The organism is Micromonospora sp. NPDC005413 (assembly GCF_040606435.1).
Classification (GTDB): Bacteria; Actinomycetota; Actinomycetes; order Mycobacteriales; family Micromonosporaceae; genus Micromonospora.
The window spans coordinates 360,425-385,052 of record NZ_JBEXEV010000002.1 but is presented as its reverse complement, the minus strand read 5'-3'; the positions used below and the strand labels follow the sequence as shown (position 1 = coordinate 385,052).

General features: G+C 72.4%; 21 protein-coding genes. 13 read left to right on the top strand and 8 right to left on the bottom strand.

From position 1 onward, the window contains the following. Nucleotide 1 precedes the first annotated feature (1 nt). From ABZS37_RS04530 to ABZS37_RS04510, 5 genes are all read left to right on the top strand, one after another. Nucleotides 2–3,511 (top strand): ATP-dependent DNA helicase, encoded by a 3,510-nt coding sequence (locus ABZS37_RS04530; protein WP_355165477.1) that lies wholly within the window; start codon nt 2–4, stop codon nt 3,509–3,511. A 34-nt stretch (nt 3,512–3,545) separates the two neighbouring features. Beyond that, nucleotides 3,546–6,914: an ATP-dependent DNA helicase gene (locus tag ABZS37_RS04525; RefSeq protein WP_355165475.1), complete on the top strand. Its 3,369-nt coding sequence runs from the start codon at nt 3,546–3,548 to the stop codon at nt 6,912–6,914. A gap of 226 nt (nt 6,915–7,140) precedes the next feature. Beyond that, nucleotides 7,141–7,344: a cold-shock protein gene (locus tag ABZS37_RS04520; protein WP_101369720.1), complete on the top strand. Its 204-nt coding sequence runs from the start codon at nt 7,141–7,143 to the stop codon at nt 7,342–7,344. Between the two features lie 223 nt (nt 7,345–7,567). Then, complete coding sequence (locus ABZS37_RS04515; protein WP_355165473.1) at nt 7,568–8,890, top strand: DEAD/DEAH box helicase; 1,323 nt, start codon at nt 7,568–7,570, stop codon at nt 8,888–8,890. A 257-nt stretch (nt 8,891–9,147) separates the two neighbouring features. Further along, nucleotides 9,148–9,348, top strand: a complete 201-nt coding sequence (locus ABZS37_RS04510; protein WP_355165471.1) for a hypothetical protein — start codon at nt 9,148–9,150, stop codon at nt 9,346–9,348. Nucleotides 9,349–9,455: 107 nt separating this feature from the next. Here the strand turns inward: ABZS37_RS04510 and ABZS37_RS04505 are convergent, their stop codons facing one another. Genes ABZS37_RS04505 through ABZS37_RS04490 form a run of 4 tightly spaced genes read right to left on the bottom strand, consistent with a single transcriptional unit; the run spans nt 9,456 to nt 12,648 of the window. Continuing rightward, nucleotides 9,456–9,932, bottom strand: a complete 477-nt coding sequence (locus ABZS37_RS04505) for an Rrf2 family transcriptional regulator (protein WP_355165469.1) — start codon at nt 9,930–9,932, stop codon at nt 9,456–9,458. 1 nt (nt 9,933) lies between these two features. Further along, complete coding sequence (locus ABZS37_RS04500) at nt 9,934–10,818, bottom strand: ABC transporter permease (protein WP_355165467.1); 885 nt, start codon at nt 10,816–10,818, stop codon at nt 9,934–9,936. After that, on the bottom strand, nt 10,808–11,587 hold the full coding sequence (locus ABZS37_RS04495) for an ABC transporter ATP-binding protein (RefSeq protein ID WP_355165465.1): 780 nt from the start codon (nt 11,585–11,587) through the stop codon (nt 10,808–10,810). The genes ABZS37_RS04500 and ABZS37_RS04495 overlap by 11 nt, the downstream gene beginning before the upstream one ends. Further along, on the bottom strand, nt 11,584–12,648 hold the full coding sequence (locus ABZS37_RS04490; protein ID WP_355165463.1) for an ABC transporter substrate-binding protein: 1,065 nt from the start codon (nt 12,646–12,648) through the stop codon (nt 11,584–11,586). Before ABZS37_RS04490 ends, ABZS37_RS04495 begins: the two co-directional genes overlap by 4 nt. A 173-nt stretch (nt 12,649–12,821) precedes the next feature. Between ABZS37_RS04490 and ABZS37_RS04485 the strand changes: the two genes are divergently transcribed. The 4 genes from ABZS37_RS04485 to nudC are packed head-to-tail and all read left to right on the top strand — an operon-like array spanning nt 12,822 to nt 17,613. After that, nucleotides 12,822–13,937 (top strand): LLM class flavin-dependent oxidoreductase, encoded by a 1,116-nt coding sequence (locus ABZS37_RS04485; RefSeq protein WP_355165461.1) that lies wholly within the window; start codon nt 12,822–12,824, stop codon nt 13,935–13,937. A gap of 10 nt (nt 13,938–13,947) precedes the next feature. Continuing rightward, nucleotides 13,948–15,258: a pitrilysin family protein gene (locus ABZS37_RS04480; protein WP_355165459.1), complete on the top strand. Its 1,311-nt coding sequence runs from the start codon at nt 13,948–13,950 to the stop codon at nt 15,256–15,258. Beyond that, nucleotides 15,255–16,607: a pitrilysin family protein gene (locus ABZS37_RS04475; RefSeq protein WP_355165457.1), complete on the top strand. Its 1,353-nt coding sequence runs from the start codon at nt 15,255–15,257 to the stop codon at nt 16,605–16,607. The genes ABZS37_RS04480 and ABZS37_RS04475 overlap by 4 nt, the downstream gene beginning before the upstream one ends. A 46-nt stretch (nt 16,608–16,653) precedes the next feature. Beyond that, the gene (nudC, locus tag ABZS37_RS04470) at nt 16,654–17,613 is read left to right on the top strand and encodes an NAD(+) diphosphatase (protein WP_355165455.1); all 960 of its coding nucleotides are present in this window, start codon (nt 16,654–16,656) and stop codon (nt 17,611–17,613) included. A 126-nt stretch (nt 17,614–17,739) separates the two neighbouring features. On the opposite strand, the gene ABZS37_RS04465 is transcribed toward nudC, so the two are convergent. The 3 genes from ABZS37_RS04465 to ABZS37_RS04455 form a co-directional block, all read right to left on the bottom strand. Then, a complete protein-coding gene (locus ABZS37_RS04465; protein WP_355165453.1) occupies nt 17,740–18,015 on the bottom strand; it encodes a hypothetical protein in 276 nt (91 codons plus the stop codon). Between the two features lie 208 nt (nt 18,016–18,223). Then, nucleotides 18,224–18,463 carry a DUF397 domain-containing protein gene (locus ABZS37_RS04460; RefSeq protein WP_354995379.1) on the bottom strand — a complete coding sequence of 80 codons (240 nt, stop codon included), beginning with the start codon at nt 18,461–18,463 and terminating at the stop codon, nt 18,224–18,226. A gap of 73 nt (nt 18,464–18,536) precedes the next feature. Then, complete coding sequence (locus tag ABZS37_RS04455; protein ID WP_355165450.1) at nt 18,537–19,517, bottom strand: helix-turn-helix transcriptional regulator; 981 nt, start codon at nt 19,515–19,517, stop codon at nt 18,537–18,539. A gap of 186 nt (nt 19,518–19,703) precedes the next feature. Here ABZS37_RS04455 and ABZS37_RS04450 point away from each other — a divergent pair, with 186 nt between their 5' ends. Next, the gene (locus ABZS37_RS04450; RefSeq protein WP_355165899.1) at nt 19,704–21,029 is read left to right on the top strand and encodes an MFS transporter; all 1,326 of its coding nucleotides are present in this window, start codon (nt 19,704–19,706) and stop codon (nt 21,027–21,029) included. Between the two features lie 67 nt (nt 21,030–21,096). On the opposite strand, the gene ABZS37_RS04445 is transcribed toward ABZS37_RS04450, so the two are convergent. After that, on the bottom strand, nt 21,097–21,339 hold the full coding sequence (locus ABZS37_RS04445) for a mycoredoxin (protein WP_354995376.1): 243 nt from the start codon (nt 21,337–21,339) through the stop codon (nt 21,097–21,099). A gap of 92 nt (nt 21,340–21,431) precedes the next feature. Here ABZS37_RS04445 and ABZS37_RS04440 point away from each other — a divergent pair, with 92 nt between their 5' ends. The 3 genes from ABZS37_RS04440 to ABZS37_RS04430 all read left to right on the top strand — a co-directional run bounded on the left by ABZS37_RS04440 (nt 21,432) and on the right by ABZS37_RS04430 (nt 24,461). Further along, complete coding sequence (locus tag ABZS37_RS04440; RefSeq protein WP_355165448.1) at nt 21,432–23,597, top strand: ATP-dependent DNA helicase UvrD2; 2,166 nt, start codon at nt 21,432–21,434, stop codon at nt 23,595–23,597. A 120-nt stretch (nt 23,598–23,717) separates the two neighbouring features. Next, complete coding sequence (locus ABZS37_RS04435) at nt 23,718–23,966, top strand: hypothetical protein (protein WP_355165446.1); 249 nt, start codon at nt 23,718–23,720, stop codon at nt 23,964–23,966. A gap of 129 nt (nt 23,967–24,095) precedes the next feature. Next, a complete protein-coding gene (locus tag ABZS37_RS04430) occupies nt 24,096–24,461 on the top strand; it encodes a WhiB family transcriptional regulator (RefSeq protein WP_121674877.1) in 366 nt (121 codons plus the stop codon). The last annotated feature ends 167 nt before the right edge of the window (nt 24,462–24,628 follow it).

Below are 24,628 nucleotides of genomic sequence, written 5' to 3'. Positions count from 1 at the left end.
GATGCAGGCGTACCGGTTGGTGCGGCGGTCCGGAGGGCCGACGCCGGAAGGCGTAGGCGCGCCGGCCAGCGGCATCGTGCCCGCCGGCAGCGGCGCGTCCGCGAGCGCTGCCCTGCCCGGCGAGTGGACGGGCCTGCGGGTCGATCCGGTGCAGGCGGAGGTGGTCGGGCACACCGACGGGCCGATGCTCGCGCTCGGCGGCCCGGGCACCGGCAAGACCAGCACGCTGGTCGAGGCGGTCGCCGCCCGCGTGGCCGAGGGGGTCGACCCCGAACAGATCCTGGTGCTGACCTTCGGTCGTCGAGGCGCCACCGCGCTGCGCCAGCGCATCGAGGCGCGGGTTGCGCAGGACGGCCACCGGGTGCTGCGCGAGCCGCTGGTGCGGACCTTCGCGGCTTACGCCTTCGGGCTGCTCCGCCGGGCCGCCGCCGAACGGGGCGAGCCGTCGCCCCGGCTGCTCACCGGCCCCGAGCAGGATCTGATCATCCGCGAGCTGCTGGACGTGGTGGGCGAGGAGCCCGAGGACGACCCGGTCGGCTGGCCGACGGACCTGCGCCCCGCCCTGCGGACCCGGGCCTTCGCCGGTCAGCTGCGTGACCTGCTCATGCGCGCCGCCGAGCGCGGCGTGGGCCCGGCCGACCTGGCCCGGCTGGGCGAAAAGCTCGGCCGCGCCGACTGGCCGGCCGCTGCCCGCTTCCTGCGGGAGTACGTCGCCGTGCTCGCGCTGCGCGACGTCAGCAACCGGGGCTCCATCGCGTACGACCCGGCCGAGCTGGTCCGGGCGGCCACCGGGCTGCTGCGCGACGACGAGGAGTTGCTCGCCGCCGAGCGCCGCAGGCTCGCCCACGTGTACGTCGACGAGTTGGCCGACACCGACCCCGCGCAGCTGGAGCTGCTCTCGGTGATCGCCGGCGGAGGCAAGTCGCTGGTCGCGTTCGCCGACCCGGATTCCTCCACGTACGCCTTCCGGGGCGCCGACCCGGCCGGGGTGACCACCTTCCCGCACCGTTTCCGGACGGCCTCCGGAGCGCCGGCCGCGCAGGTGCTGCTGACCACGTCGTACCGGGCCGGGCCGGTTGTGCTCGGCGCGATCGCCCGGCTGGGCCGTCGACTGCGCGGCCCGGCGGCGCACCGCCGGCTGCACCCGCTGCCGGACGCGCCGCCCGGGGTGGTCGAGGTGCACACGTTCCGCTCGGCGACCAGCGAGGCCGCCTGGCTGGCCCACGCGCTGCGCTCCGCCCACCTGCTCGACGGCGTGCCCTGGTCGCGGATGGCGGTGCTGGTGCGGTCCACCGCGTTGCAGCTGCCCACCCTGCGACGGGCGCTGCACGCGGCCGGCGTACCCACCGTGGTGCACGGCGAGGACCTGCCCCTGCACCTGCAACCAGCGGTCGCCCCGCTGCTGCTCCTGCTGCGCTGCGCGCTCGAACCGGACCGACTGGACGAGGAGGCGGCGGTCGCGCTGCTGCACTCGTCGTTGGGTGGAGCCGACCCGCTGGCCGAACGGCGGCTGCGGCAGGGCCTGCGTGCGCTCGCGCTGGCTGGCGGTGACCGACGCCCTTCCGGGGAGCTGATCGTCGAGGCGCTGGGCGACCCGGCGGAGCTGGCCGGCATCGACCGGCGGTGGGCGGAGCCGGCGCAAACGGTGGCCGGGCTGCTGGCCACCGCACGGGACGCCGCCGCCCGGCCCGGTTCGACCGCCGAGGATGTGCTCTGGGCCGTCTGGCATGCCAGTGGTCTGGCCGAGCGCTGGGCGGGCGCGATCAACCAGGGGCGGCCGGAGGCCGGTGAGGGGGACCTGGCCCGGCGTCGGCGAGCCGAGGCGGCCGACCGCGACCTCGACGCTGTGCTGGTGCTCTTCGACGCGGCGGCCCGGTTCACCGACCGGCTGCCCGGAGCCCGCACCGAGGTCTTCCTCGACCACGTGCTCGCCCAGGACCTGCCGGCCGACACCATCGCCCCGACCGCCGACCGGGGCGCGGCGGTCCGGTTGCTCACCGCGCACGCCGCGAAAGGCCTGGAGTGGGACCTGGTCGCGGTGGCCGGTGTGCAGGAGGGCATCTGGCCGGACCTGCGACTGCGCGGCAGTCTGCTCGGCTCGGAAAGGCTGGTCGACGTGCTGGCCGGTCGTTCCGTGGGAGGTGCCCGCGCGGCCAACGTGGTGGGTCAGACCTCGGCGTTGTTGGACGAGGAACGCCGGCTCTTCCACGTCGCCATCAGCCGCGCCCGGCACCGACTGCTGGTCAGCGCCGTGGCGTCTGCGGCGGTCGGCGGTGACGACCACGAGGAGCAGCCGAGCCGGTTCCTGCATGAGCTGGGCCCGACCCCGCCGCCCGCACCGCCGAACGGTGCCGGGCCGGCCGACCCGCCCGCGCCGCCCGGCCCGCGTACCGGCCCGCCGACCGCGGGTCCTCCCTACAGCAGCCCGCACACCGCGCCCGGCGACGGCGACACGGACGAGGACGGCGAGCCGGACCGGCCCGGGGCGCTGCCGGTGACCCGTCCACCCCGGGCGCTCACACTGCCGGCGCTGGTCGCCGAACTACGTACCGCCATCACCGACCCGGCCGCCCCGGCGGGCCGGCGGCGCGCGGCGGCGGCCGAGCTGGCCCGGCTCGCCGCCGCTGGGGTTCCCGGCGCGCACCCCGACGACTGGTGGGGTTTGCGGGTGCTCTCCGACGACCGGCCGTTGGTCGACGAGGGGAAACCGGTGCGGGTCACCCCGTCGGCGATGGAGAGCGCACTGCGGTGCAGCCTGCGGTGGCTGCTGGAACGGCACGGCGGCAGCGGCCCGACCAGCACGGCGCAGGGGGTGGGCAACCTGGTGCACGCCGCCGCGATGCTCGCCGAGGATGCCAGTGCCGACCGGGGGGCTCTGCTCGACTACGTGGCCGCCCGGTTCGACGCGATCGAGTTGGCGGCCCGGTGGATGGCCGGGCCGGAGCGCGAGCGCGCCGAGGCGATGGTCGACAAACTGCTGCGCTGGCTGGCCACGAACCCGCGTCGGCTGCTCGCCATCGAGCACGAGTTCGCGGTCCGCCTGGACGACCCGAATCGGCCCGTCGACCTGACCGGTCGGGTCGACCGGCTGGAAATCGACGAGGCCGGGCGGCTCGTGGTGATCGACCTGAAGACCGGCAAGTCCACCGCTGTCACCGGCACCGAGCTGGCCGAGCATCCGCAGCTCGGCGCCTACCAGGCGGCGGTGGAGGCGGGGGCGTTCGCCGAGTTCGGTGACGAGTCGGGGGGCGCCGCGCTGGTGCAGCTCGGCACCTCCGCCAAGGACGCCAGGGAGCAGAATCAGCCGTCGGCCGGCGAGGGGCCGGCAGCCGGTTGGGCGACCGCGCTGGTCCGGCGGACCGCCGATACGATGGCAGCCGCCACGTTCGCCGCGGTGGCCAACTCGAAGTGCCGGGTCTGCCCGGTGCGCACCAGCTGCCCGGTCTCCGGGCAGGGGCGCCAGGTCGTCGAGCCGCCGACCACCCGACGCACCCGTGAGGGCGAGGAGTGAGCTTGCGAGCCCCTCAGTCACGAACGACGGCACCGTGAGTCAGCCCACCCTGTTCGGCACGGGCCCCGCGCCGACGCCCCGGCTGGCGGACTCCGGCCCCCGGTACACGCCGGTGGAGCTGGCCAAGCTGCTGCGGTTGCCCGCGCCCACCCGGGAGCAGGCCGCGATCATCGCCGCCCCGGTGGAGCCGCTGCTGGTGGTCGCGGGAGCCGGGTCGGGCAAGACGGAGACGATGGCCGCGCGGGTGGTCTGGCTGGTGGCCAACTCGTACGTGCGCCCGGAGCAGATCCTCGGGTTGACCTTCACCCGTAAGGCGGCCGGCGAACTGGCCCACCGCGTACGGGCCCGGCTCGACCAACTGATTCGCCGCGTCGGCCGGCAGGGGCGGGACCCGCTGGACGATCCGCTCGCCGGTGAGCCCACCGTTTCCACGTACCACTCGTACGCGGGGCGGATCGTCACCGAGCACGGGCTGCGGGCCGGCTACGAGCCGTCCACCCGGCTGCTCACCGAGGCGTCCCGCTGGCAGTTGGTCGACCTGCTGGTGCGCAACTACGACGGCGACATGTCCGAGGTGGACCGGATGCCGAGCACCATCACCGACGCGGTGCTGGCGCTCGCCGGGGAGTTGGACGAGCACCTGGTCGCACCGGACCAGCTGGCGGCCTGGACGGGGCGGTTCTTCGCCGAGGTGCAGTCCCGGCCGGGTCGGGTGTACGCCGACGTGCGCAAGGCGCTCACCCTGCAGCAGACCCGGCTGCGTCTGCTGCCGCTGGTGCGGGCGTACGCCCGGCGCAAGGGGGACTTCGAGGCGATGGACTTCGCCGATCAGCTCGCGCGGGCGGCCCGGGTGGCCCGGGATCACCCGGGGGTCGGCGAGATCGAGCGGGACCGCTTCCGGGTGGTGCTGCTCGACGAATATCAGGACACCAGTCACGCCCAGGTGGTGTTGCTCAACGCGCTGTTCGGTGGCGGGCACCCGGTCACGGCGGTGGGCGACCCGTGCCAGTCGATCTATGGCTGGCGGGGGGCCAGCGCCGGCACTCTGGACCGGTTCCCCAGCGAGTTCGCCCGCACCGACGGCCAGCCCGCCGACGCGCTGGGGCTCACCACGAGCTGGCGCAACCGCCCGGAGATCCTCCGGGTGGCGAACGCCCTGTCGACTCCGCTGCGCGCGGCGGGTGCTCAGGTGCCGGAGCTGCGCTCCGCGTTGACCGTCCGGGATCCGATCCCGCACCGCAGCCCCGGTGGGGCGGCCGGCGGCACGGTGCACTGCGCGTTGCTGCCCACATATGCCGACGAGGCGGACTGGATCGCCGGCAGTGTGCTCGCCGCCTGGCGCGGCGCGGCCCGGATGCCCGGCGCGGCTCCCGAGCACATCCCGGTGGCGCAGCGCCCGACCACGGCCGTGCTGGTCCGGGTCCGCAGCCAGATTCCGGCGATCGAGTCGGCGCTGCGCGAGCGCGGCCTCCCGGTGGAGGTCGTCGGGCTGGGCGGTCTGCTGGACACCCCCGAGGTACGCGACGTGGTCTGCACGCTGCGGGTGCTGGCCGACCCGACCGACGGTGCGGCGCTGCTGCGGCTGCTCACCGGCGCCCGTTGGCGGATCGGGCCGCGTGACCTGGTTGCGTTGCACCGGCGGGCTCGGGCCATCGCCAACGCCCGGCGACAGGTGGCCGCCGACGACACCTCGGAGATCACCCCCGACCTGTTGGACGAGGCGACCCTGGTGGAGGCGCTGGCCGATCTCGGGCCTGCGCAGGCGTACTCGGCGGAGGGCTTCGCGCGGCTGCGCGCGTACGGCCGGGAGTTGGCGCTACTGCGCTACCGGCTGGACCAGGCCCTGCCGGATCTGATCGCGGACATCGAGCGGACCATCGGCCTGGACGTGGAGGTCGCGGTGCGGGCCGGCCGGGACGGCGCCGGTGACGCCGGCCTGGCCCGGGGTCACCTGGATGCCCTGGGTGACGTGGCGGCCCGGTTCAGCGGCGAGACCCCGGGCGCGACGCTCTCCGGTTTCCTGTCCTACCTGGCTGCCGCCGAGGACGAGGAGCGCGGTCTGGCTCCTGGTGAGGTCGAGGTGGTGGAGGGCGCGGTGCAGGTGGTCACCGCGCACGCCGCCAAGGGCCTGGAGTGGGACGTGGTGGCGGTGGCCGGGCTGAGCCGTGGGCTGTGGCCGGGTCCGGTACGCAATTCCGACCACTGGTTGGGCGGGCTGGGCGTGCTGCCGTTCCCACTGCGCGGCGACGCCGACGGGTTGCCCGAGTTGGCGCTCGACGAGGCGGCGGACCAGCGGGCGGTGGCTCGGGCGGTGACTGACTTCACCGACGCGTGGCGGGCCCACGACGAGCGGGAGGAACGCCGGCTGACGTACGTGGCGGTCACCCGGCCGCGGCGGCTGCTGCTCTGCTCCGGCTACTGGTGGGGGGAGGGCACGAAGCGACCGCGAGGTCCGTCGCTCTTCCTGCGCGAGATGTACGATGCCTGCCTCGACGGCGGGCCGGGGCACCTGATCGACGCGTGGGCGCCGGAGCCGACCCCGGATGCCACGAATCCCACGGCCGAGGTGGTGCTCCGCGCGGAGTGGCCGGCCGACCCGCTGGGTGGCCGCCGGCCGGCGCTGGCCGAGGCGGCCGGGCTGGTGCGTCGCCTGATGACCGACGGCCCGGTCGAGGTGGTCATCGCCGGTGGGCCGGAGGTCGACCCGGAGGTGGCGCGCTGGCAGCGCGAGGCGGATCTGCTGCTGGCTGAGCGGGCCGAGTTGACCCGGCTCTCCGGTGCGGTCGAGGTGGCCCTGCCGGGGCAGATGAGCGTCACCCAGCTGGTCGCGTTGCGACGCGACCCGGCGGCGCTGGCCCGTGCGCTGCGCCGCCCGGTGCCGGCCGAGCCCAACCCGTACGCCCGCCGAGGCACCGCCTTCCACGCCTGGTTGGAGCAGCGCTTCGGAGCTGACCGTCTGCTGGATCTGGACGAGCTGCCCGGTGCGGCCGACGCGGATGCCGCGCCGGACGAGGCGCTGGTCGAGCTCCAGGAGCGTTTCCTGGCCAGCGAGTGGGCCGACCGGTCACCGGTGGAGGTGGAGGTGCCGTTCGCCACGGTGATCGCCGGAGTCGTGGTGCGGGGGCGGATGGACGCGGTCTTCGCCCGGCCGGGCGGGCGGTTCGATGTGGTCGACTGGAAGACCGGCGCGCAGCCCACCGGGCCGGCGGCAGACGTGGCTGCCGTGCAGTTGGCGGTGTACCGGCTGGCGTGGGCTGAGCTGGCCGGCGTGCCAGTCGACCAGGTGGGCGCGGCGTTCCACTACGTCCGGCACGGGGTGACGGTCCGGCCCGCCGACCTGCTGGATGTGACGGGGCTCACGGCCATGATCGCCCAGTTGCCCGAAGATTCCGCCCAAGCTTGACCTCGGCGGGTAAATCCGTGGTAGGTTGACCGGGTTGCAGTTTTGGTTACCAGAGACTCTGTGTGCGCCTGGCGGGATTGTGGCCCCAGGCGCGCTTTGTTGTGTCCGGAGTTCTCCGGGCGGGGCGACCAGAAGCGACAGGCGATTCGCGCATCCCCGCGCGGAGCGCTCCTCTTCGGTCTCGCAACAAGTGCGAGTCCGACGTTCCGTCAAGGAGACGAAACACATGGCTATTGGCACCGTGAAGTGGTTCAACGCTGACAAGGGCTTCGGCTTCATCACCCCGGACGGCGGCGGCGCTGACGTCTTCGCCCACTTCTCGGCGATCCAGTCCTCCGGCTACCGGAGCCTGGACGAGAACCAGCGGGTCGAGTTCGAGGTGACCCAGGGCCAGAAGGGCCCGCAGGCGGAGAACATCCGCCCGATCTGATCTTCGGATCGGTCAGCATTACCTGTCGCGCCCTCCGGGTGTGACGGTGACGGGACCGGCCCGCCCCGCCGCCGCCTGCGCACGCAGGCGGTGGCCCGGCGGCGGGCCGGCCTGTACTCCAATCGGTTCGTGCTTGTGAGTCCTGGCTGCCTTGCGCCGCCGGTTGACAGCGCCGACTTCGGCGCCCTCCCTCGACACGTTCCGCGTCGAGGAAGGCTCTTGCATGACCACAGTTATTCCTTCTTTCGCTCATTCCGGTCTGGCACCGGCGCTGCTCACCGCGCTGACCGCGCAGGGCATCACCGAGCCGTTCCCGATCCAGACGGCGACGCTGCCCGACTCGCTCGCCGGCCGGGACGTGCTGGGCCGGGGTCGTACCGGCTCCGGCAAGACCCTCGCCTTCGGGCTTGCTCTGCTGTCCCGCACCGCTGGCCGTAAGGCCCGGCCGGGTCGTCCGCTGGCCCTGGTGCTGGTGCCGACCCGCGAGCTGGCCCAGCAGGTCACCACCGCACTGGCCCCGTACGCCCGCGCCGTCGGGCTGCGCTGCACCACCGTCGTCGGTGGCCTGTCGCTGCAGCGGCAGGCGGACGCGCTGCGCGCTGGCGCCGAGGTGGTCGTCGCCACCCCCGGCCGGCTGCACGACCTGATCAACCGCGGCGATGCCCGGCTCGACCAGGTCGAGATCACCGTGCTGGACGAGGCCGACCAGATGGCCGACATGGGCTTCCTGCCGCAGGTCACCAAGCTGCTGGAGCAGGTCGCGCCGCAGGGGCAGCGGATGCTCTTCTCCGCCACTTTGGACGGCGGCGTGGACCGGTTGGTCCGCCGCTTCCTGAGCAACCCGGTCACCCACTCGGTGGACCCGGGCACCGCCACGGTCACCGCGATGACCCACCACGTGCTGCACGTCGACGCATTGGACAAGCCCGACGCGCTGACCCGGATCGCCGCCCGTGAGGGCCGCACCATCCTGTTCATGGGCACCAAGCACCGCGCCGACCGGCTCGCGCGCCAGTTGCTCTCCAAGGGGGTACGCGCGGCCGCGCTGCACGGCGGCAAGTCCCAGCCGCAGCGCACCCGCATCCTGGAGCAGTTCCGCAACGGCCAGGTGACCGCCCTGGTCGCCACCGACGTGGCAGCCCGTGGCATCCACGTGGACGGCCTGGACATGGTGGTCAACGTGGACCCGCCGACCGAGGCGAAGGACTACCTGCACCGGGGCGGCCGTACTGCCCGTGCTGGCGAGTCCGGCTCCGTGGTCACCCTGGTCCTGCCCGAGCAGCGCCGCGACGTTTCCCGACTGATGGCGACCGCCGGCATCCGGCCGGAGTCGGTCCAGGTCCGCTCGGACGAGGCAGGGCTGGTCCGGGTGACAGGTGCCCGCCAGCCGTCCGGTGTGCCGGTGACCATCGTCGCCCCGCCGGCTCCCGCCGCTCGGGGACGTGCGACCGGTGGCTCCGGTGGCCCGGCCACTGACGGTGCCGGCCGGTCGGCGCACCGCGCGTCGGGTCGGTCCCGCCGACCGCGTCGCCCCCACACCGTCTGATCTTCTAGACCCGACCGACCCGTCCCGCTTCGGCTGGGCGGGTCGGTTTTGTCTGCGAGGTGATCCGTGCCGGATGGCTGTCCGTGCGGCTCGGCCACCAGGCCGACCGGCCAGTCGGCCGCGCCGCACGGCCCACTCGTCTGAGTCGGTAATCAGCCTCGGCTGGGTCGGCTGGCCGACTGCGCCCCGACTGGCCGTGGTCGAAGCTGACCAGCGGGGGGAAACCGGGCGGGGGGCCCGGCACGGGAGGGGTGACCATGGCGGGCGAAGCCGGCTCGGGTGCACTGCGCGAACTGATTCTGGTGGTCGCGGTCGCGCTCGCCGGGTTGTTGCTCGCCATGGTTGCGGCCTTCGCACCCTGGCACGCCACCCCGGTGGGTAACGCTCCCGCCGGTCTGGTGGAGCTGCACAGCCCTGGCGGCCCGGGCTCCGGCCCGGTGGCCGCACACGTGGGCTGAGCAGCGACCGGCCGACCGGTGCCGGCGGAGGGGCAGGCCCGGTCAGGATCGGTACGAGATGTGGTCGGGTCGGCGGGGCACCGACCCGACCACATCGCCTCCGCCGCTCATGAGGTGGTGGGGGCGTGGTCGGTCGGGTCGCGGGTGAGCAGGTTGGCCAGGGTGGTGCTGTCGACCACCGTGGCGATCGCCCCGTGCACCGCCAGCCAGACGTCGGTCAGCCCCGCGGCCACTCCGTGATAGCCGGCGCGCTCGGCCGGCAGGCCGCGCACCGTGGTGAGCGAGCCGCCGACCGCACGCAGCACGTCCCCGACGGTGATCTCGTCGGGTGGGCGGGTCAGCGCGTACCCGCCGTCTGCGCCCCGGTGGCTGTGCAGCAGACCGGCTCGGCGCAGGTCCAGCAGGATGCCCTGCAGGAAGCTGAGCGGGATGTCCTGCACCTCGGCCAGGCTGGCCGCCTTCACCAGTTCGCCGCCACCATCCCCGCCGCCACCATCCCCGCCGCCGCCGCCGCCACCACCACCGGCGGCGGCGACGGCGAGCATGGCCCGGAGCGCATAGTCGCTGCGCGCGGAGACGTACACGTCACTGTCCAGCCTGGTCCAGCACACCCCAGCGGCGTCGGATCGCCTTGTCCGCCGCGCCGAAGGCGGCGTCCACGCCGAGGCCGAGCACCAGGATGACGATCATGGTGGAGAGCAGCCAGGGCGCGTCGGACAACTCGCGGGAGTAGGTCAGTTGGGCGCCGAGCGAGGTCTGCGAGATGCCGACCACGATCAGCTCACCGGCCATCAGGCTGCGCCAGGCGAACGCCCAACCCTGCTTGAGGCCGGCGACGATCGCCGGCAGGGCGGCCGGTGCGATGACGTACCGGTAGAGGTTGAGCCCTCGGGCACCCAGGTTGCGACCGGCGCGCAGCAGCAGCGGCGGCACGTAGTCCACACCGGAGATCACCCCGTTGGCGATGGACGGCGCCGCGCCGAGCACCACCACGAAGAAGATCGCCTTCTCGCTCAGCTCGAACAGCAGGATGGCCAGCGGGAACCAGGCGATCGACGGCATGGTCTGCAACGCCGTGATCATCGAGCCGATAGCGGCCCGGAACACCTTGGAGCGGGCCACCGCCAGGCCCAGCAGCAGACCGACGGCGACTGAGAAGACGTACCCGACGGCGGCCCGTCGCAACGTGGTGACCAGGCCCTCCCAGAGCTGCGGGCCCTGGGCCTGGGCCGCCAGCTCGCGGCCGACCTCCAGCGGCCCGGGCAGCGAGTATGGCGGCTTCCAACCCGACCAGACCACCAACTGCCAGGCGGCGATGGCGATGGCCAGCGCCGCCAGCTTGGGCCAGGTGGCCGCCCAGAGCCGGGCGCCCCGGGAGACCTCCTTGTCCCGGCCGGCGATTTCCAGCGCGTCCAGGCCGGAGATCTGCGCATCGGTACGCGCGGCGCTGGTCAGGGTGTCACTGGCCATGACGGCCCACCTCCGTACGGAGTCGCTCGGTGACGTCGGCGGCGATCGCGGCGACCTCGGGGGAGTCGATCCGACGAGGGCGCGGGATGTTCACCTCGGTGGAGTAGATGATGCGACCGGGTCGGCTGGAGAGCAGGATGATCCGGTCGGCCAGCCGGGCGGCCTCGCGGACGTTGTGCGTCACGAAGAGCACCGAGAGCTTGCGCTCGGACCAGATCCGTTCCAGCTCGTCGTGCAGGATGTCCCGGGTCATCGCGTCCAGCGCGCCGAACGGCTCGTCCATCAGCAGCACCGGGGTGTCCAGGGCCAGCGTGCGGGCCAGCGCGACCCGTTGCCGCATTCCGCCGGACAGCTCGTGCGGGCGTTTGCGGCCGAAGTCGGCCAGGTGCACCGTGCGCAGCAGCTCGGCCACCCGCTCGCGTCGCTCGGCCCGGGGCAGCCGGCGCAGCTTCAGCGGCACCTCCACGTTGCCCTCGACGGTCAGCCAGGGAAACAGCGCCGGCTCCTGGAACATCAGACCCGGACTGGCGTCGTCGGCCAACCCGATCTGCCCTCCGCTGGGCCGGTCCAGCCCGGCGACCAGGTTGAGTAGGGTGCTCTTGCCGCAGCCGGACGCGCCGACCAGGCAGACGAACTCGCCGGGCGCGACGTCCAGCGACACACCGTCCAGGGCCAGGACGGCGTTCGCCCCGCGTCCGTACACCTTGGTCACGCCGGAGAGCGCGACCGCGGTGGTCGCGCTCTGCGGCGCCGTCGTGGTCGACGTCATGGCTGGACGACCTCGGGCTTGCCCTGCGCCTTGAGCGCGTTGTTGAGGTACGTCAGGTCGTACAGGCCCTTGAGGTCGACCGGTTCGGTCAGCTCGACCTCGACGGCGTGGTCGAGCCCGGTCTTCAGGGAGGAGGAGATCGGGTCGTTGGTGAACTCCAACGTCGGCCACGCCTGCTTGATCAGCTTCGGGTCGAGCGGCTTGCCGGTGATCTTGCCGATCGCCTCGGAGATGGCCTGCTGGGCCTCTTCGGGCTTGCTGTTGACGAACTCGTTGGCGGCCACCTGGCCGTCGACCAGCTTCTGCACCACGTCCGGGTGCGCCTTGAGGAACTTGGTGCTGACCAGCAGGTTGGTGATGACGAACTTCCTGTCCGGCCACAGGTCGCGCTCGTCGACCAGCACTTTGCCGCCGGCGTTGATCAGGCGGGAGACGAACGGCTCGGGCACCCAGGCGCCGTCGATCGCGCCGCTGTTGAACGTCTCGACCGTCTGGGCGTTCTCCTGCGGCACGATCTTGACGTCGCCGCCACCCTCCTTGGTGGTGGTCAGGCCCTGCTCCTTGAGCCAGTAACGGATCGCCACGTCCTGGGTGTTGCCCAGCTGCGGGGTGGCGATCTTCTTGCCCTTCAGGTCCTGCGCGCCCGTGATGCCGGGCTTGACCACCAGCGCCACGCCGCCCGAGGCCGCGCCGGAGATGACCCGGACAGCTTCACCCTTGGACTTTGAGAAGGCGTTCACGGTCGGGTTCGGACCGATGTAGGTGGCGTCCAGCGCGCCGGAGAAGACGGCCTCGATGGCGGCCGGGCCGGCGTTGAAGGTCTTCGGGTCCAGCTTGACGTTGGCACCGAGCTTCTCGGCGAAGATGCCCTTCTCCACGCCGACGACCGCCGGCGCGTGGGTGATGTTGGGGAAGTAGCCGAGGCGCAGCGTCACCGGGCCGGAGCTGCCGCCCGTGCCCTCGCTGTCGTCGCCGCACGCTGCGGTGCTGCCCAGGGTCGCCGCGCCGAGGGCGGCGAGGGTGGCCAGGGTGACCAACCGGCGCAGGGGAAGCCGTCTCATCGTCCATCCAATCCGCAGTATTCCTACTTAGTTGGTAGGAAGAGTGGGCCAGGCTGCGGTCAGCGTCAAGGCTCATCCACATAGCGGGATAGGGCGTCTCAGTTATGTCGGTATTTTCTACCGGCTTGCTAGGATAATCGGCACTCGGTGACCGGCAGAGAGGCGACTTCGCGATGACCTTCCACTGGTTCCTGCCCACCTCCGGCGACGGCGACCAGGTCGGTGCCGCCACCGTCACCGCGGGTGCCGCGAGACACGACCGGGCCGCCACCGTGGCGTACCTCGCCGAGGTCGGCCGGGCCGCCGAGGCACACGGCTTCACCGCTGTTCTCACGCCCGTGGGCGCCGGCTGCCCCGACCCGTGGATCGTCTGCGCGGCGGTCGCCCAGCACACCGAGCGGCTCGGCATGCTGGTCGCGGTCCGGGCCGGCTTCGCGCTGCCCACCCTGATCGCCCAGCAGGCCGAGGCGTTCCAGGCCGTCTCCGGTGGTCGGCTGTCGCTCAACATCGTGACCGGCGGTGACCCGGCCGAGCAGCGGGCGTACGGCGACTTCCTCGGGCACGACGACCGCTACGCGCGCACCGGCGAGTTCATCGAGGTGCTCCGCCGCGCCTGGGCCGGTCGGCCCTTCGACTACGCCGGGAGGCACTACCGGGTCGACGGTGGCGGCCTGGCCACCCCGCTCGCCGAGCCGCCACCGGTCTACTTCGGCGGCGCGTCCCCGGCCGCTGAGACGGTGGCCGCCCGCCAGGCCGACGTGTACCTGATGTGGGGCGAGCCGCCAGCGGCCATCGCGGCCCGGATCACCCGGGTCCGGGCGCTCGCCGCCGAGCACGACCGCGTCCCGCGCATGGGCCTCCGGCTGCACGTCATCGCCCGATCCACCAGTGCCGAGGCCTGGGCGGAGGCCGACCGGCTGCTGGCCGGGATGAGCCCGGAACGGATCGCCGCCGCCCAGGCCAGGTTCCGCCGGATGGACTCGGTGGGTCAGGCCCGGATGGCCGCGCTGAACGCCGGCCGCACCGACGGGCTCACCGTCGCACCGAACCTCTGGGCCGGGGTCGGCCTGGTCCGCGAGGGCGCCGGCACCGCGCTGGTCGGCAGCTACGCCGAGGTCGCGGCCCGGATCGACGAGTACGCCGCGCTCGGCGTCGACGAGTTCGTCCTCTCCGGCTGGCCGCACCGGGAGGAGGCCGAGCGGGTTGGCGCCGAGGTGCTGCCCCTGGTCACCGCCCCGGTCGCGGCGGCTCCGGGGAGGTCGTGGGTGCCGAGGGTGCCAACGCGCTAGGGTCGATCCCGTGGCGGCGCGGAGATCCAGAATTCCAGCGACGAAGTATCCGGTCGAGCGGTTCACCCTCGACAACGGCCTGCGGGTGGTGCTCACCCCCGATCGCAGTGCGCCGGTGATCGGGGTGGCGGTGGTCTACGACGTGGGCATCCGATCCGAACCGGAGGGGCGCAGCGGCTTCGCCCATCTCTTCGAGCACCTGATGTTCCAGGGCTCGGAAAACCTGGAGAAGCTGGCCCACTTCCGGCACGTGCAGGGCGCCGGTGGCACCTTCAACGGCTCCACCCACCTGGATTACACCGACTACTTCGAGACGCTGCCGAGCAACGCGCTGGAACGCGCGTTGTTCCTTGAGGCGGACCGGATGCGCGGCCCCCGGCTGACCGAGGAGAACCTGCGCAACCAGGTCGACGTGGTCAAGGAGGAGATCCGGGTCAACGTTCTCAACCGGCCGTACGGCGGCTTTCCCTGGCTGACCCTGCCGCCGGTCATGTTCGACACCTTCCCGAACGCCCACGACGGCTACGGCTCCTTCGACGATCTGGAGTCGGCCACCGTCGCCGACGCCGCGGACTTCTTCCGCCGCTACTACGCCAGCGGCAACGCGGTGCTGGCGGTCAGCGGTGACATCGACGTGGCCGAGGCGACCGCGCTGGTCACCCGGCACTTCGGCGACGTGCCGGCCCGGCCGGCACCTAAACGGCCCGATTTCACCGAGCCCGACCTGACCGCCGAGCGGCGCACCTCGTACACCGATGCCCTGGCACCGCTGCCGGCGGTGGCCGGCGCCTGGCGCGTGCCCGACCCGGTCGACGACTTCGCCGGTTACCTGCCGTACGTGGTGCTGGCCGAGGTGCTGACCGACGGCGACGCGTCGCGGCTGGTCGAGCGGCTGGTGCAGCGTGACCGCACGGTAACCAGCCTCGGCGGATACCTCGGCTTCATGGGCGACCCGTTCGACGTACGCGACCCCACCGCGATGCTGTTGCAGGCCCACCTGCCGCCCGGAGGCGACGTGGACAAGGTGCTGCGCACGATCGACGAGGAACTGGACCGGCTGGCCACCGACGGGCTGACCGACGGTGAGTTGGCCCGCACCCAGGCCCGGATGGCGACCCACCTGCTGCGGGACACCGACGCGGTGCTCGGCCGGGCGCTGCGGATGGCCGTGCTGGAGCAGCAACGCGGGGAACCAGGCCTGCTCAACGACCTGCCCCGGCTGGTCGGCGAGGTCACCGAGGAGCAGGTCCAGGCCGCCGCGGCCACCCTGCGCCCGGAGCGCCGGGCCGCGATCGAGGTCATTGCCGGAGGATCCCGATGACAACTACTACTACCACCACCGCTCCGGCTGGGCCGCGGACGCTGCCGCCGCTCGGCCCCACCCGCAAGCTCAAGGTGCCCAAGCAGGCCGAGCGCACGCTGCGCAACGGCCTCACCGTGATCGCCGTACGCCGGCCCGCCGTACCCCTGGTCGAGCTGCGGCTCTGGGTCCCGTTCGGCCGGGTCCACCTGGCCCGCGGCGCGATGCTCTCGCAGACCATGCTCTCCGGCACCGAGTCGATGACCAGCGTGCAGATCGCCGCAGAGTTGCAGAAGGTGGGCGGCGGGCTCTCCGCGGGTGTCGACCCGGACCGGCTGATGCTCGCCGGCGCCGGCCTGGTCACGGGCCTGGACCGGATGCTGGAGCTGCTGGCCGAGGTGCTGACCAGCGCCAGCTACCCCAGTGACGAGGTGGCCACCGAACGGGACCGACTGGTCGACCGGATCCAGGTGGCGCAGAGCCAGCCGGCGCACCTGGCCCGGGAGGCGCTGCTGAAGCGGATCTACGGCCGGCACCCGTACGCCACGCAGACCCCGGAGCCCGGCCAGATCCGCGCCGTCCGACCGGCGGCGCTGCGCACCCTGCACTCGGAGCGGGTTCATCCGGCCGGCGCGCAGTTGGTCGTGGTCGGCGACGTGCAGCCGGAAAAGGCCCTCGACGCGGCCGAGCGGGCGCTCGGTGGCTGGGCGGGCGCGGGGCGCACCGCCGATCTGCCGGCCACCCCGCCGTTGGAGCCGGGGCCACTGCTGCTCGTCGACCGGCCCGGCTCGGTGCAGTCCTCGCTGCGGATCGCGCTGCCGGCCGTGTCGCGCACCGACCCCGACCACGCCCCGCTGCAACTGGCCAACCTGATCTTCGGGGGCTACTTCTCCTCCCGGTGGGTGGAGAACATCCGCGAGGACAAGGGCTACACGTACGGCCCGCACTCGGGGATCGAACACTCCGTCGCCGGGTCGGTGCTGGTCGCCGCCGCAGAGGTGGCCACCGAGGTCACCGGTCCGGCGTTGCTGGAGACGACGTACGAGCTGGGTCGGCTGGCGTCGCTGCCACCGAAGCCCGAGGAGTTGGAGCAGGCCCGTCAGTACGCCCTGGGCACCCTTCAGCTCGGCATGTCCACCCAGGCCGGGTTGGCGGCGCTGACCAGCGCGTACGCGGGCAACGGGCTGCGCCTGGACTTCCTCGCCGAGTATGCGGCGAGGTTGGCGAAGGCGAGCATCGACGACGTCGCGCAGGCGGCGGCCCGGTACCTGGCGCCGGCCCGTGCGGCGGTCGTGGTGCTCGGCGACGCGGAGCGGATCACCCCGGGGCTTTCCGCGCTGACCACGGTCCGCACCGAGCCTGTGCAGTGAGCGAGCGCAGCGAGCAAGCCATGCGGCACGGCCGCGGAGCGCGGGCGTGAGCGGGGAGACGGCTCCGCCGTTGGCCCGGTCCACCCTGGATCGGGCGGCACACCGGCGGGGTGACTCGCAGTGGCTCACCGAGGCGTGGCTGCGTGCCCGGGTGCTGCTGCTCGACTCGACCGACGAGGGGCAAACGCTGGCCCGTACCGACACGTCGCCTCCGGCGTTGGTGCTGTTCGGTGCGGCCGACGTGCCTGCCGGGTCCGAGTCGATGGCGATGTTCCTCGGTGTAGAGCCGGACGGGGTGCCGGTCTTCGCGGTCGATGCGCCGTTGCCGGCGTTGCCGGGGACCCGGGCGGTCAATCTTCGCGAGGTGGGCCACCTGCTCGCCGACCGGGAGGCCGGCATCTTCACCACCGCGTTGGCGCTGATCAACTGGCATACCCGGCACAGCTACTCGACGAGCACCGGGGCACCGACCGCGATGGACGAGGCCGGTTGGTCCCGGGTGGACCGTAACGGTGGGCGGATCTGGCCGCGTACCGATCCGGCGATGATCGTGCTGGTGCAGGACGGCGTGGACGGCCTGGACGGGCGCTGTCTGCTCGGCAACAACGTCGGCTGGCCGGGCACCCCGGGCGGTCGGCGCTACTCCTGCCTGGCCGGCTACGTCGAGCCGGGCGAGTCGGCCGAGGCCGCCGTGCTGCGCGAGGTCCGCGAGGAGGTGGGCATCGAGGTCGAGCGCATCGGGTATGTGGGCAGCCAGGCGTGGCCGTTCCCCGGCTCGCTGATGCTGGGCTTCCTGGCCCTCGCGAACCCGGGCGATCCGGTGCGGGTCGACCCGTCGGAGATCGCGTACGCCCGGTGGTTCTCACGCCGGGAGATCGGGGCGGCGCTGGCCGGGCAGACGGTGGACGTGGGCGATGGAGCCCGGCTGATCCTGCCGCCACCGTCGTCGATCGCGCTGTTCCTCATTCACCGTTGGCTGGATGGTTGGGTGCACGTCGACCGCTGAGCACGGTCCCGGCCTGTGGCCGCCGTTGCCGCGGCGGCCACAGGCCGGGAACACGGGCCGCCGTGGTCGGCGGGTGCGAATAACGCGGCGGGGGAGCCGGTCCGACCACGACGGACGTCTGGTGGATCAGGTGCCGGTGCGGGCCGGTCTGTGTGGGAAGACGGGTCGGGGCTCGTTCAGCGGCAGGACCTTGACCCGTTGCTTGCCGGCGCGGACGGCGCCGACCGTGGCCAGGGCCCGGGCCAGCAGCAGTGCGGCGTCCCGGTCCTCGGCGTGCACGGTCTGCCGTCGCGGCTCGGGCGTGGTCGTCTCGTCACGAAGTCGGTGGCCGTCCGCCCAGGCGGCGGCGATGTCTCCGTCGGCGACGGCGCGGATGTCGGTGCGAACGATCAGGAACCGCATGAGGGTCTCCGGATGAACCGCGACAGATGAGCCAGTGTGGAAGTTCCACCGGGGGCCATGTTACGCCCCGTGTTCGTCCCAGCAACTGAAACGCGCCTATCGGTTTCGAGCCTCGTCCGATCGGCGGATGGCTGCTCAGCGGGGTCGACGGCGCGCAACGCGACGGGGCCGCCGGCAGTGCGCCGACGGCCCCGTACCAGTCACCGGATCAGTTCAGATCGAACTGACCCTTCTTTGCCCCGGTGATGAAACCGAGCCACCCCGCGCGGTTGAACAGCAGCACCGGACCGCCTCGGTCCTTGCTGTCGCGCAGTGCGACCGCCGACGGGCCGGTGCCGAGTGGGGCGACCTCCACGCAGTTGGAGGTCTGGCTGCGCGTGCTGGTACGCCACGGGGCATCCGCCAACGAGTGGGCGGTGACGGACGGCGTGTTGCGGATGTCGTTCATGGTTCTACTCCTGGTGTGAACCGATCCGATGGGACGAGTGGTGCCGCACGTCCGACGGAGGGTCCCCCGTGGATCACCGTTCCGTCAGTCGCCCCGAGGCCCGGCGGCGTTGGGTCGGCGCCGTTGCCGGCCCGAACGCCACTGTGGAAGGGGGCGCTGCCTCGGTCAGCCGTACCGTCGCCTCGATCAGCCAGGTGAGGGTGTCCGATGCGTTAAGTGCCGCCGTGCATAGCCACTCGAACACCACTTTATAGCGATTTAGCGCGATTGCCTCGGTCGACATGACGTCGGTGAAGCCACCTTCGATGGCCAGCGTCTCCGGATCGAGGGGATCCGCGAACCGGTAGACGGAAAACGCGGTCGGCGGAAGGTACCAATTGCCGATCTGGGTGTCCCGGAGCAGCACGTGCAATGTCACGTTGGGCAGCAGGGCCAGCTCACAGAGCTGGAGCAACTGCTCGTGCAGCACTTCGGGTGGCCCGGCCCGGCGGCCGAGGGCCGCCTCCTCCAGTACGGCGGTGTAGCGGGGCGCGTACGGCTCCCGGGTCAGCAGCGACTGGCGTGCCAGCCGCGCCTGCACCTCGGTCTCCGGCTCGTCGTCTGGCTCCGGCTCGCCCGCGCCCTCGCCCACCTGACGGGCCGAGACAATCCGCACCTGGGCGTACCCGGGGGTCTGCAACAGGCCAGGCACCAGCACCGGGTTGTACTCGGAGATCTCCGCGCAGCCCGCCTCCAACTCGGCCCAGCTGCGCTGCTGCTGCGTCATCACCGGGAAGTTCTTCAACCAGCCGCGCATGTCGCCGGCCTCGCTGGTGATGCCGAGCAACTCATCGTGCAGCGCCTTGTCGGCGCCGTAGAGGTCGAGCAGGTCGCCGACGTCCTGCGGGTCCGGTCGGCTGCGACCGTTCTCCAAACGGGACAGTTTGGACGCGGAGGCCCAACCGATACGCTCGATGACCTGGTCGCCGGTGAGGCCCGCGGCCTCACGCAGGCGGCGCAGCTCGATGCCCAACCGGCGACGACGCAGGATCGGGCTGGGTGCGGCAGGAGGCACAGTGTCCTCTTTCCCGTCGACCGTCGCCGACGCGACGGTAACTGTATGAAATTCGCCCCCCACGGTCAGTATGGACGGCGCGACCAGTGTCGGAGGTTCCGGCGGGGGCGTGTCTTACGAAAAATGGACCACGGGTACGCCGGACGATGACGGACCCACGGTCGCGATCCCGTCGACCACGCCCACCTGGGCACGCCATCCCGCCGGAGGGACCCCATGCGCACCGTCCTGCGCCGACCCGACTTCCGCCTGCTCTTCGGCGGCCTGCTGGCCAGCATGACCGCCGAGTCGATCCTGCTGCTCGCGCTCGCCATCTGGGTCAAGGATCTGACCGGCTCGAATGGGTTGGCCGGCGCCACGATCTTCGCCGTCATCGCGCCGATGACGCTGGCGCCGCTGGTTGGCTGGTTCGTCGACCGGTACCCGCGCCGGCCGTTCTTCGTGGCCGCGAACGTGGTCACCGCGGCCCTGCTCGTCCCGTTGTTCACCGTCCGGGACGCGGGCGACGTCTGGATCGTCTACCTGGTGGCCGCCCTGTACGGACTGTCGTCCATCACGCTCGGCGCGGCGCTCAGTGGGCTCATCCGGGAGTTGGTGCCGGTCGAGCTGCTGGCCGACGCGAACGGCGTGCTGCAGACCGTACGCCAGGGGATGCGGCTGATCGGCCCGCTGGCCGGCGCGGCGCTCTACGCGGCACTCGGCGGGTGGGCGCTGGCCGGGATCGGCATGGTCGGATTTCTGACCGCGGCGGCGGTGGTGACCGCGCTGCCCACCCCGCAACAGGTGCCGCCGACCGTGCGCCTGCGCTGGCCGGCCGAGCTGGGCGCCGGTCTGCGGCACCTGGCCGATGAGCCGGCCCTGCGTCGGGCACTGCTCGGCTACGGGCTCGGGTCGCTGGTGATGGGCTTCAGCGAGTCGCTCATCTTCGCCTACGTCGACCAGGGGCTGAACCGGGATGCGGCGTTCGTGGGCGTGCTGGTCACCGTGCAGGGCGTGGGCGGGCTGCTCGGCGGGCTCTGCTCACCGGCGCTGGTCCGCAAGCTCGGGGAGGTGGGCACACTGGCCGCCGGGGTCGCCTTCTTCTCCCCGGCCGCGCTCGCGCTCGCGTACCCCGATCTCCGGCTCGGGTTCGCGGCGGTGCTGCTGGCGGGCGTCTCGCTCCCGCTGACGATGGTGGGGCTGCACACACTGATCCAGCGCCGGACCCCGCCCGCGCTGGTCGGCCGGGTCGCCGCGGCCACCCAGGCGGTGGTCAGCGGGCCACAGGCGCTCTCCATCGGGGCGGGCGCCCTGCTGGTCGGGTTTCTGGACTACCGGGTGTTGTTCGCGCTGGTCGGGGTGGCCACCCTGGCTGCCGGCAGCTACCTGTGGCGGGGCCGGCACCTGAGCGCGCCGGCCGGCACCCGCCCGCCCACGCCGCCGACCCGCCCGACGCTCCCGGCACCTCGGCGACCGGCCGAGGACGCCGACCGACAGGTGGCGCCCAACATCCACCGGCCGCCGTCACGATGACCGATACCTGACACGACGAGCGGCCGCCCCGGGTGGGGCGGCCGCTCGTCGAGAGTGCTTCGGCCGGTCAGGCGGTGAGGGTCTCCAGGTGCTTCTTGACCTGGGTGATCGAGGGATTCGTCAGGGCGCTGCCGTCAGCGAAGCGCAGCGTCGGCACCGTCTGGTTGCCGCCGTTCACGCTCATCACGAAGTCGGCGGCCTTCGGGTCCTGCTCGATGTCGACCACCTCGTACCCGATGCCCTCCCGGTCGAGCTGCGACTTCAGCCGGTGGCAGTAGCCGCACCAGGGGGTGGAATACATCGTCAGCATGGTCGGATCCTCCAACTCCTCCGGCCGCGGCTTGCGGATCAAGCCGAGGCTGTTCGCTGCAACGCTGGGAGGAGCTGAGATGATTCCTTGTTGTGGTGGTTCACTCAGGGTCGGAACAGGTGCTCGCCGGGCTGGACCCGGAGCAACGGTCCGCGGTGACCGCACCTGCCGGCCCGGTCTGCATCCTGGCCGGCGCCGGCACCGGCAAGACCCGGGCGATCACCTCCCGGATCGCCCACCGGGCGCTCTCCGGTGAGATCTCCCCCCGGCACGTGCTCGCGGTCACCTTCACCGCCCGTGCCGCCGCCGAGATGCGGAGTCGTCTCACGGTGCTCGGGGTGGGCGGTGTCCAGGCGCGCACGTTCCACGCCGCCGCGTTGCGCCAGGTGCGGTACTTCGCGCCCCGGCTGCTGGCCGGGCGGGCCATGCCCGAGCTGCTGGACAGCAAGGTGCGGCTGGTCACCCTCGCAGCCGCCCGGGTCGGCCTGCGCACCGACCGGGCCGCCGCCCGCGACCTGGCCGGCGAGATCGAGTGGGCCAAGTCGTCGTTGGTCGAGCCGACGGACTACGTGGTGTCCGCGGCACGGGCGCTGCGCGACACACCGCACGAGCCGGCGAAGGTGGCCGAGGTGTTCACCGCGTACGAGCAGATCAAGCGCTCGAACGGCGTCATCGACTTCGAGGACATGCTGCGTGCCGCGGTGTGGGGCATCGAGGAGCACCCGGACGTCGGCGAGCAGGTCCGTGGCCAGTACCGGCACTTCGTGGTCGACGAGTACCAGGACGTCAACCCACTCCAGCAGCGCTTGCTGGACGCCTGGCTGGGCGGCCGCAACGACCTGACCGTGGTCGGCGACGCCAGCCAGACGATCTACTCGTTCACCGGGGCGACCTCGACGTACCTGGTCGACTTCCCACGCCGGCACCGGGGCGCCACCGTGGTGCGGCTGGTCCGCGACTACCGCTCCACCCCGCAGGTGGTCGGGCTGGCCAACGCGGTGATCTCCCAGGCCCGGGGCACCGAGGCGCGGCTGCGGCTGGAGTTGAGCGGGCAGCGCCCACCCGGCCCCGAACCGGACCTGCGGATCTTCACCGACGAGCCGGCCGAGGCGAACGCGGTGGCCGCGCGCTGCCGGTCGCTGATCGACGCGGGCACGCCGGCGAAGGAGATCGCCGTGCTGTTCCGGATCAACGCGCAGTCCGAGGCGTACGAGAAGGCGCTCACCGAGGCCGAGGTGCCGTACGTCGTGCAGGGCGCGGAGCGGTTCTTCGAGCGGACCGAGGTGCGCCAGGCGATGGTCGCGTTGCGGGCCGCCACCCGATCGATCCCCGGGGAGACGCCGCTGCCGGCCGCCGTCGTCGAGGCGCTCACCGCGGTCGGTTGGGCCCCGGGCGCGCCCCCGGCCGGTGGTGCCGCCCGCGAGCGCTGGGAGGCGCTGTCCGCGCTGGTCCAGCTCTCCGAGGAGTACGCGGCCACCCCCGAGGTGGTGCCGATCGGCGAGGCCGCGTCGGTGGAGCGCCCCGTGACGCTTTCCGACTTCACCGAGGAACTGGCCCGCCGGGCCGCCCAGCAGCACGTCCCGACGGTGGACGGGGTGACCCTCGCTTCGCTGCACTCGGCCAAGGGGTTGGAGTGGGACGCGGTCTTCCTGGTCGGTCTCGCCGAGGGCACCCTGCCCACCACGTACGCCAAGACCGTCGAGCAGGTCGAGGAGGAGCGCCGGCTGCTCTACGTCGGGATCACGCGGGCACGGGAGTGGCTCTGGCTGTCGTACGCCGCCGCGCGCTCGCCGGGCGGACGGGCCCGGCGGCCGTCGCGGTTCCTGCCCCAGCTGAATGGCTCCGGCGGAACCGAGCGGGCAGCCGCCGGCACCGGTCCGGCACGTAGCCCGGAGCGGCGCCGGACGCAGATCATGTCCTGCCGGATCTGTGGCGCCACCCTGCTCGCCGGCCCGGACCGCAAGCTGGGTCGCTGCCCTACCTGCCCGTCCGATATCGACGATGAGCTGCACGAACGGCTGCGCGAATGGCGGCAGCGGGTGGCCGGGGCGCAGAAGGTCCCGGCGTACGTGGTCTTCACCGACGCGACGCTGACCGCGCTGGCCGAGCGGCGACCCGGTCGGCCGGAGGAGTTGATCGCCATCGCTGGCATCGGCCCCCGCAAATTGGGCCTCTACGGGGAGTCGGTGCTGGCGCTGGTGGGGGGCGCGGGGGTGGACGACGTCTGCCCAGAGAAAACTTTCGAAATCTCGTCGTAAATTCGTTTGCCCTCGCCCCGGCGCGAGGAATAGCCTCAGAACACACCACGCGAGCGGCGCCATTCCGGCTGCTCACGGGGTTGGTCCAGTCGATCCGAGGAACGTGAGGGAGGTGGCACCGTGAAGATCTTCACCTATGAGCGTCTGGCGGCGATGCCGTCTGTCCACGCTCCGCTGTCGACTGTCCGGGTGGCCCTTGCGGCCGCACGACCGTCGGTTCCGCAGGTGCACCAGGTTCAGGCCGAGCTGATCCTGACCGTCGCGCCCGCCGGAGTCGAGGGGACCAGTGGCTTCACGGGCAATGGCATCCAGGTCGCCAAGAAGCGCATGGATGTCCGCGGTGTTCCACCTCGAGGTAGACCGGTCTGATCAACAGACACCGGCTCACCTTGAGGCCGCGGAACCCGTTACCGGGATCCGCGGCCTTAGTTTTTTGCCCGCCGTAAGTACGTCGGAATGCGATCCACGAGATCGAAGTGAGAGAGAGGTGACCGGGCGATGAGTCTGGCGTTGGCCCCCCTCGACGTGAGCGTCGAGATGGAGGCGAACCTGCCCTGCCGGAAGTTCGACCCCGACCTGTGGTTCTCCGACTCGCCTGCACAGCTTGAGCTGGCCAAGTCGCTCTGCGGGGACTGCCCGCTGCGCGTCGAGTGCCTGGCTGGTGCGGTGGAGCGAGCGGAGCCGTGGGGCGTCTGGGGCGGCGAGATCTTCGAGCGTGGCGCGGTTGTTCCGCGCAAGCGGCCCCGTGGCCGTCCGCGTAAGGAGGACGTCGCTCGTGACGCCGAGCTTCGGGTCGAGGCCGAGGCGCGTCTGGCGGCCAGTGGGCTGTCCGAGGTGCGTGGCGCGGTCCGGCTGGCAGCCTGACATGTTCCCGATCCGTACCAACTACGCCGGTGGCACATCGGCAGTTAGTGAGACGACGATGTTGAACGTTCCGACTGGAGCCTTCGAGATGCAACTACTCCACGAAGCGTTGTCCCGGGTTCGAATGCGCCGGCCTCAGGCCGGTCGTACCACCACGAGCACTGAGG

Bases quoted from the DNA above. Each gene is read 5' to 3' on its own strand.
- ABZS37_RS04510 (WP_355165471.1), top strand. From the start codon at position 9,148: ATGGCGGGCGAAGCCGGCTCGGGTGCACTGCGCGAACTGATTCTGGTG.
- ABZS37_RS04515 (WP_355165473.1), top strand. From the start codon at position 7,568: ATGACCACAGTTATTCCTTCTTTCGCTCATTCCGGTCTGGCACCGGCG.
- ABZS37_RS04495 (WP_355165465.1), bottom strand. From the start codon at position 11,587: ATGACGTCGACCACGACGGCGCCGCAGAGCGCGACCACCGCGGTCGCG.
- ABZS37_RS04520 (WP_101369720.1), top strand. From the start codon at position 7,141: ATGGCTATTGGCACCGTGAAGTGGTTCAACGCTGACAAGGGCTTCGGC.
- ABZS37_RS04445 (WP_354995376.1), bottom strand. From the start codon at position 21,339: ATGCTGACGATGTATTCCACCCCCTGGTGCGGCTACTGCCACCGGCTG.
- ABZS37_RS04500 (WP_355165467.1), bottom strand. From the start codon at position 10,818: ATGGCCAGTGACACCCTGACCAGCGCCGCGCGTACCGATGCGCAGATC.
- ABZS37_RS04485 (WP_355165461.1), top strand. From the start codon at position 12,822: ATGACCTTCCACTGGTTCCTGCCCACCTCCGGCGACGGCGACCAGGTC.
- ABZS37_RS04460 (WP_354995379.1), bottom strand. From the start codon at position 18,463: ATGAACGACATCCGCAACACGCCGTCCGTCACCGCCCACTCGTTGGCG.
- ABZS37_RS04430 (WP_121674877.1), top strand. From the start codon at position 24,096: ATGAGTCTGGCGTTGGCCCCCCTCGACGTGAGCGTCGAGATGGAGGCG.
- ABZS37_RS04530 (WP_355165477.1), top strand. From the start codon at position 2: ATGCAGGCGTACCGGTTGGTGCGGCGGTCCGGAGGGCCGACGCCGGAA.
- ABZS37_RS04465 (WP_355165453.1), bottom strand. From the start codon at position 18,015: ATGCGGTTCCTGATCGTTCGCACCGACATCCGCGCCGTCGCCGACGGA.
- ABZS37_RS04475 (WP_355165457.1), top strand. From the start codon at position 15,255: ATGACAACTACTACTACCACCACCGCTCCGGCTGGGCCGCGGACGCTG.
- ABZS37_RS04490 (WP_355165463.1), bottom strand. From the start codon at position 12,648: ATGAGACGGCTTCCCCTGCGCCGGTTGGTCACCCTGGCCACCCTCGCC.